Below are 7,200 nucleotides of genomic sequence, written 5' to 3'. Positions count from 1 at the left end.
CTCCGAACTCTCGTCGGCAGAGCGCGACGTCGCCGCGCAGGATGGATCTTTGGTCTTTTGATTGGGGTGCCAATCGTCCTGGCCACACTCTTCACTTATTTCTAACAAGCAAGGAAGTGGGGCTTTCGGTGGATTGAGCACGTGCTTTGGCCTTGGGGCGGCCGCAGCGGGAATCCGAGTGTTTGCGGCCGGGCCAGCAATCTATCCCTCAATTGGCAGAACCCAACCAATACCGGTGCAGAGTTACGCGGCATCGAACGGCAGCAGAGAAGCCCAGGCTGATAATCAAATCCGCGATGGGGGAGTGCCTGCCAATGGTGTCCCAGCGGCAATCGCCGCAGACTACGGATGCGTCAGCGAGGAGCAGGTTTTACCGCGTCGCGGAGAAGGACGCCGGCCCCAAACTGCGCCAGATTCTTCAGGACAACCCTACGTATCCTCAGACGACATATTCCGCGGTCTTGGCACAGGGTCACGACGTCCCGCCACTAGTGGTCGACGCGGCCAAAGCACAGAAGGCGGCGGCCGCACGCGATGCAAAGAGAGCTGCCCAGGCTGCAGCTGAGGAGCTTATCCCAACTGTCCTGGAGGACGTTGAGTCGCGGACATGTCCTCGGTGTGATGCCGAACCGGGTAAGTTTTGCCGGACGAACACCGACCGTATCGCTGAGAAGCCTCATGCTGGGCGGATCAAGCTTTCGCCCTTGGCGTCTGAGAAACCCGATGTTGTTCCACTGCTGTCCCGCCAGACCGAGGCATACGAGGAGTTCTCAGGAAAGCCGTGGCCTTACTCATAGGACCCGAAATTCCCGTCCTGTTGAGGCGGCCCGCAAGGGCCCGTTCCCGACGCTGGGAGGCTGTGCACGGTCACCGCTCGCCCTTGGTTAGATCGTCCCGGTGGTGACGTGGTGGTTGTGTGCAGGCGGTCAGGTGGGTCCCGTCGTCCACATGTGTGCGGGAAAAGCCCGAAGGATCTAGCTTTTGCCGTGCCTATGAGGGCGAGGGGCTTAATCGGATTTGGACCCCCTTGATATTCGGGAAGATCATTGTTCATGAGTGACTCCTGTCCCTCGCCGCCGATGTAGAACGTGCAGCTTCGTTATGACATGGAGGACCAATGCTTGGTTACGACGTAACGGCTTACCACTCCGACGATCAGGGAACACGGCATAACCTTGTGCGCTGGTCAGCGCACAACCTTGACTGGATCAACGCTCTAGTCCAACAAGGCCGCGCATCCATGGTCCAGGACAGCGGAGGCTATCCCTACATTTACGAACTCGTGGCAGGAGAACTCCGTTCAGTATTGGCTGATGAGGACTCAGCAAAACGCATGGCACTCAGAACTTGGCCAGGTCCTGCACTAGAAAAGGCAGACGACAAAGACGACGTGCTCTCTCGGTGCCGGGATGACGCCACGGTTACTGTGGAGGCGTGGGACCAGTCGTGAGTATCCGGGTTTAGTAGACGGTTCTCGCCGCGTGCTGACCGCAGTTGTAGCAGTGGTTTTCAATCGGGTAGCTTGCCTAGGCCTCCTCACCCAGCCGCAATTATTGCCTCGATGCTCGGCCGATATGGACAACGGCCCCTTCACCATCTGCACGCAATCGCAGTTCACCACGATATTGCGTGTCACCAACTCCCTCCGAGATCATGCACAGCCTAAACATTTGGAGCACTAAGGGAAATGCCGCAAACATCGAAACCAATGAAGCTATCTTTCGTCTTTTTGTGGGGCTTCATAGCTTCTCTGGTGATCGTTGGTTGCCTCTTCTGGGGATTCATGGCATACGAAGTCGCCGATCCCTGGCCCTTCAACAGCGCCACCCGATTGAGCCAAGACAAACTCTTCGAGGTCCTCAGAAACGCTGTAACTACCGCAGCTGCTCTGGGCGTTGGCATTACCCTTTTCTTCTCTTACCGGCGACAACAAACAGCAGAGAAGTCACAAGAACTAGCTGTAGAAGCACAACTCACAGCCGCGAATGCGCAGCAAGTAGCAGCCGATGCCCTACACCTCTCCACGCAACAACATGAGCTGGACCAGAACCGCAGGCTCGATGCCCTTGCTGCCGACCTGCGAACTCGATACAGCAAAGCAGCAGAGCAGCTCGCATCGGATCAGTTAGCTATCAAAATCGCGGGCGTCTACAGCCTCGCCGCCCTTGCAGATGATTGGGCGGAACACGGCGACTTAGACCAACGACAAGTTTGTATCGACCTTCTCTGCTCCACATTCAGGTCCCTCCAGTCCTTACAAGATCCCAGAGACATAAGGGAACTGGAGCGTATTACCTTCAACGCCATCCAGGACAGACTGACAGCCAAGACCCCAGACCGAAAATTCTGGGGTGAATGCAAAATCAAGATAGACACTAATGAGCTGACGCCAGACCTTCGGGGCTTGATCGTTCAGGAGGCCGGCATCGTCACCATCTCCCGCTCAGAAGATCACAACAGACCTGCGTCAACACTGCGCAGAATCGAACTGAACGGCGGCTTACTTGGGCTGATCAGCGAAGGAGGACGCGCACATTCCATCACCATCAGCGATTCCTGGTTGGCTAGAGGAAGCCTAATCATTAGCTCTAACGAGCGACCCTCCAAGGGCGAGGAGGCGTCCTACGCCGCGTCAGCGATCATCTTTCACCGAGTGACCTTTGGTAACGCGCGAATCTTCATACAGGGCTACAACGCCAAAGTCATATTCCAGGATTGCGTGTTCCGCCACGGAGCGAAGCTCGATATTCGCACGATCACACGTCCGACGGATAAGTACGGAAGTGTCACGTTCCGGGACTGCCATTTCGAAACGGAACTATTCAGATCTCAGCACCTAGGACCAGATGCCAAGGTACTCACTGGAAAGATAGAAGTAGACGATGACTGCACCTATGCTGACGGTATTCAGGAGATCCGAATTGAAGGCCAGCGGCCAACGACAACCGGCGCTCCCGGCTGAAGGGCTGCCACTCAAGAACCAAGCTGTGCAAATTGGCCGGTAACGTTTCGGCTATGTAGGGTCGACGGCTGATGAGTTCAGGCCTGCCTTTGCCGCGAGCTCATCCCACCAGGTGAGTAACGCTCCCCTGGCAATGTATTCGAAGGTCTGCAGCAACATAGGCGACTCTGAAGCGTCCCACACGCCGCCGAGCCCCCCAGCGTTGAGCCCCCCAGGGACTTCTTGGACGGCCCCCTCTGAGTCAACGAAAGGCGCCCCCTGCATCGGAAGGGGGAAGGGTTTGCCAGCGTGAAGGGACTTCGACCGATGCTCATAGATGACCTGGGCATGGTGGCGCATTTTTGTCCAGTCCAAAGACTCGTAATGTTGCGGCCGCTGCGGTGGCGCTGGCGGCGCACATTGTTCCACGAAGTCTTTGAAGGCCCTGGTCACCCGTGCGACAGGAGCCAACTCCCGGGCAACTGCCTCCCTAACTTCTAGGTCGGCTGACAACAGTGGCTCCCATATCTCAGGCCATACGTCCTCAATGAGATCAGTCGCTAAAACATCATTGGTCTGGCGGTGCTTGGCAGCGATCTCCACAGCTGTTACTAGTTGCAACCAAGCTTGATTAGCATCCTCGTTCGCCCACCAAAGTGCCGTTGAATACGATCGAGCGGCTCGTATGAGTTCCACCTGATCGCTTTCGCTGATGAGGGGAAATGTCGCCAGTCGAGATACGTCGCGCAAGTCGGCCGGTCGGCTCATCACTGAGGGTAACCGCTCGCGGCCGGTTGGGCCTGGGTGAGCAAGCCGGGGCACTTCCATATACATCGGCTGTGCGTCCTGACCGGATTCGTGGGTCCCCGACAGACGGCGAGTTCCAGCAACGCGAAGACGTACGCCAAGCGTGAGAGACATCAGAGCTGCTATTTCATCGCTCATCGTGCCGCCGTGGTAGGCGGCTGAATCAGATTTCGCAAGCTCACCGTTGATCACCACCTGGGGAAGGAGGTCGGCGTGCACGGCGCCCCTAAGAAGCACGGCGAGCCCAACTGATGAAGATTCCCTGGTAACAATAGACAATTGATACGGGCCAAAGGCGACGGGTCCTCCTACGAAAGACCTGTCAGAATGCAACTCAACGTCGAAGTTTTCAGTCTCCGGCTCATCTTTAGAGTAGGCGTCCCAATTCACCCATGCGTGAGTGCCCATGAGCTAAGTATTAACCGAGCGCCCATGAGCAAGCAACGTTCACACGCTTCGGGAACGTCCGCTTCGGTAAGTTGGCACCCGGGCCATGAGGCTAGGGTGCAACGACCTGTACGGGCTGGGATTTCGCGAGGGCGCGACTCACACTCATTCTCCCGACGCCCAAAGCCTTGGCAATTTCCGTAATCGGAGTGTTGTTAGCGTGCATGGTTCGGGCGGCACCGATTTGAACGTCAGTCATTGTGGATGGCCGGCCGCCGACACGACCGCGAGCACGCGCTGCTTCGAGCCCTGCCCGCGTGCGTTCGAGCATTCTGCTGCGTTCGTGTTCTGCCAGTGCAGAGAAGATATGAAAGATGAGCCGTCCATCTGCAGTGGTGGTGTCGAGGAAGCTCTCGGTGAGAGATTTGAACTGGATGCCTCGTTGGTCCAGTTCTGTCACTATGCGGGCGAGGTCACCGGTGGATCGCCCCACGCGGTCCAGCTTCCAGACCACCAAGACGTTGCCCGGTTGCAGGAACTCCAAGCATTTCTGCCATTCAGGCCGGTCCTGCGTCGAACCGGATGCGTAGTCGGTAAAGGTGCGGATAACCCCGACCCGATCCAAGGCGTCTTGCTGCAGCTGGGGGTTTTGCTCGGCTGTGCTGACGCGGGCATAGCCGACGAGGTTGGCTGTCACAAGTTCCTTCCTTGTTGCGGCCCACGGCGTTTGTCGGATTGCCCCGTCTCGGCGGCCGACCCTTGGGTGGGTGCCTTCAGCGCGTCCCTTGCTGAAACGGGATAGGAGGCGTGCACCAGCTTCATGACCTGTTCCATTCCGGGGTCCACAGTGGGTGATTGTTCCTGGTTCTTCTGGATAGGATGCTGGCCAAGTGTCGGCGGGTTTGCGCGAAGTTCATTGGCCCATCCACTGAGCCGTGATTTGAGCTGCGCCAGCTCTTGCTCTTCGACGCCGTACTCCTGCACGCGAAGGGTGCTGGTGATGCGGTTGATCTGTTCGAGCTGCCCGGCGAACATTGCGACGTCGAAACCGGGGTCACGGTCAGCGGCCAGGTCAAGCAGTTGCCCATCGGTGAATCGCCCGGATTCCCTGATGGCGTCAAGGTCAAGGTAGTCACGGACTTCAGCGCGGCTGTAGACAGCAACGACTTTGCTGCCCACGGCGTCTTCAAGGCTGAGGACCGGCCCGATGGACAGGGTGACCGGCTCGACAGCGCGCCAGTCGACGCCAAGGTCCACTTCGACAGTTTGGCCTGTCGGTGAAGTGACGGAGAAGTTTGCGAACTGCGGCGCTCTGCTACCTCGAGGCCGCGATCTCGCATGGCGGCCGCGAGCCGTTGTGTCGAGAGGGCGAAAGCATCGGTACTGGTGACGGACGTGAACAGGTCGATGTCCTGGGTCGGTCGATCGATAATTCCGTGCTCACGGATTGCTCCAGAGCCTGCCAAGGCGAATCCTCCGCTGGCCAAGGCGTCCAGTGCCAGACGCGTGACATCACGCTGGTATTCCACGTCCGACATTAGGAGCGCTGCGCCAGCTGGGGAAACTTCTTCTCCCACAAATCGCGGACACGGACGGGCAGCATCAACTCACTCCATACCCGCATCAGGAGGCCAGCGTTGAGCAGCCGCTCTTGGTCCGCTCGGGTACCTTCACGAAGGATCGCCTGATATGCCTTATACACGCCTTCTGGCTGCCCCAGATCGCATTCCGGCTGCGGTCCCCAGTAGATGTGCTGCGGCAGCCTGAGAACGCCCTCCCCCGGTCCCTGCAGTCCTTCAAGGCTTTGGGCCACCTCGTACGGGATCACATCCTGTATCAGGACTCGTGCTTCGTTTGTGCGGTGGCCCGGGTTCCTGGGCTTGAGGGTAGGCATTGGTCTCTCCTGTGGTGCGGCGTCGGTTGCCTCTGGGCTCAGGTTAGCAAGCGTGCACGAAACTCAACACAGATTGCCTTTGTTCAATTTCCGGTTTCGTGCAGTGTTTCGTGCAAAATTCGCTGATCAGATTCCGCTAAACGACCGGTATCGATTATCCGACCTTGGGCGGGCTTAGCGTGTGCACGAATACGACCCTATTTAAGAACTTCAGCGGGCGACTCGCAGTTGAGCAACGACGACCAAGCTCATGCGGCCTCTACGCGAACCAGCTCGCACCGATCGATCCAACGCGCAAGCACGCTTAGTGATGCGAGTTGCTCAAGAGCTTCCTGCTTCGGGAGTTCGTCTGTCGTGTGCGTGGCCGGGTTACGAATGGCCGAAAACACTCCCTGCGCCGTGTTGAGGATGCCTATTCGCATCGCCTTCACCGTTAAGTCATCATCTTTTCCGGGCCAGCGAAGCCGCGGTTTTCCCGCCTGCGGCGCGGAAAGAGAGAAAGCTTGGGTCATCAGCTCATTGTCGCCAAGTTCATATCGACCCGTTAGGTCCTTAACGTGGCCGCTAAGAGCGGTCGCCGCTCTCTGAACTGCATCAGTGTAATGCCCTGATTCCCACCGGAGAGAGGCAGCATCCCAAATGAGCGAGTGAAGGGCATCCGCTTTCATCGTCGGGGCATTCGTTCCTAGTTTCTCGTGAGTTTCCGCGCGAGTTCTCAGAATCGCCAAAGCGTGCTCGGCAAACTCGATGCCCTCGTCAACCCAGTACGCGTTATCCCTTCGCCTCATGAGGCTTGGTAAATCGTTGCTCCCCAGCACCCTCGCAATGACGGAACGGGTTTGCGCAGAACGTTCGCGCATCTCCAGGTACGAATCACTGCTGTCATACATGAACCCATAAACGGTTCGCCGGCCTGAACTCACCCCAGTAATTCGGGCGGCGCGGGCGGTAGCGATCCACCATTCCAGTCGTTCGATCATCCATGGTTCATCCACTCCAGCAGCATAACTACCACCACTGACGATCCACCTTATTGATCCGACGTCGAAGGGCTCCAGAAATAAACTGCCCGTAAGGGGATCGGCGGATTCAGGCGGTCATTGCAACAGGAGGTTTTCGATCAGTTCGATCGGTTTCCTGAACTCTAGTCTTTTGCGCGGTCGGTCGTTGA

General features: G+C 57.8%; 8 protein-coding genes. 3 read left to right on the top strand and 5 right to left on the bottom strand.

Translation table 11 applies throughout. The features are described from left to right. The first annotated feature begins 314 nt into the window (after positions 1-314). From ABIE18_RS21995 to ABIE18_RS21985, 3 genes are all read left to right on the top strand, one after another. The gene (locus tag ABIE18_RS21995; protein ID WP_499724639.1) at positions 315-797 is read left to right on the top strand and encodes a zinc finger domain-containing protein; all 483 of its coding nucleotides are present in this window, start codon (positions 315-317) and stop codon (positions 795-797) included. A 320-nt stretch (positions 798-1,117) separates the two neighbouring features. After that, positions 1,118-1,450 carry a hypothetical protein gene (locus ABIE18_RS21990; RefSeq protein ID WP_499724638.1) on the top strand — a complete coding sequence of 111 codons (333 nt, stop codon included), beginning with the start codon at positions 1,118-1,120 and terminating at the stop codon, positions 1,448-1,450. Positions 1,451-1,687: 237 nt separating this feature from the next. Further along, on the top strand, positions 1,688-2,962 hold the full coding sequence (locus tag ABIE18_RS21985; protein ID WP_499724637.1) for a hypothetical protein: 1,275 nt from the start codon (positions 1,688-1,690) through the stop codon (positions 2,960-2,962). Positions 2,963-3,013: 51 nt separating this feature from the next. Here ABIE18_RS21985 and ABIE18_RS21980 read toward each other — a convergent pair whose 3' ends face one another. The 5 genes from ABIE18_RS21980 to ABIE18_RS21960 all read right to left on the bottom strand — a co-directional run bounded on the left by ABIE18_RS21980 (position 3,014) and on the right by ABIE18_RS21960 (position 7,024). Next, the gene (locus ABIE18_RS21980) at positions 3,014-4,156 is read right to left on the bottom strand and encodes a hypothetical protein (RefSeq protein WP_499724636.1); all 1,143 of its coding nucleotides are present in this window, start codon (positions 4,154-4,156) and stop codon (positions 3,014-3,016) included. 91 nt (positions 4,157-4,247) lie between these two features. Next, entirely contained in the window at positions 4,248-4,832 is a 585-nt protein-coding gene (locus ABIE18_RS21975) for a recombinase family protein (RefSeq protein ID WP_499724635.1), read from the bottom strand. Beyond that, on the bottom strand, positions 4,829-5,392 hold the full coding sequence (locus ABIE18_RS21970) for a hypothetical protein (protein ID WP_499724634.1): 564 nt from the start codon (positions 5,390-5,392) through the stop codon (positions 4,829-4,831). The genes ABIE18_RS21975 and ABIE18_RS21970 overlap by 4 nt, the downstream gene beginning before the upstream one ends. A 280-nt stretch (positions 5,393-5,672) precedes the next feature. Continuing rightward, complete coding sequence (locus tag ABIE18_RS21965) at positions 5,673-6,029, bottom strand: transcriptional regulator (protein WP_499724633.1); 357 nt, start codon at positions 6,027-6,029, stop codon at positions 5,673-5,675. Between the two features lie 248 nt (positions 6,030-6,277). Next, positions 6,278-7,024 carry a TIGR02391 family protein gene (locus tag ABIE18_RS21960; protein WP_499724632.1) on the bottom strand — a complete coding sequence of 249 codons (747 nt, stop codon included), beginning with the start codon at positions 7,022-7,024 and terminating at the stop codon, positions 6,278-6,280. Between the last annotated feature and the right edge of the window lie 176 nt (positions 7,025-7,200).

It is taken from the genome of Arthrobacter sp. 2762 (assembly GCF_040548745.1).
Classification (GTDB): Bacteria; Actinomycetota; Actinomycetes; order Actinomycetales; family Micrococcaceae; genus Arthrobacter.
The sequence above is the reverse complement of the archived record's forward strand: the minus strand, read 5'-3'. Positions and strand labels throughout refer to the sequence as shown.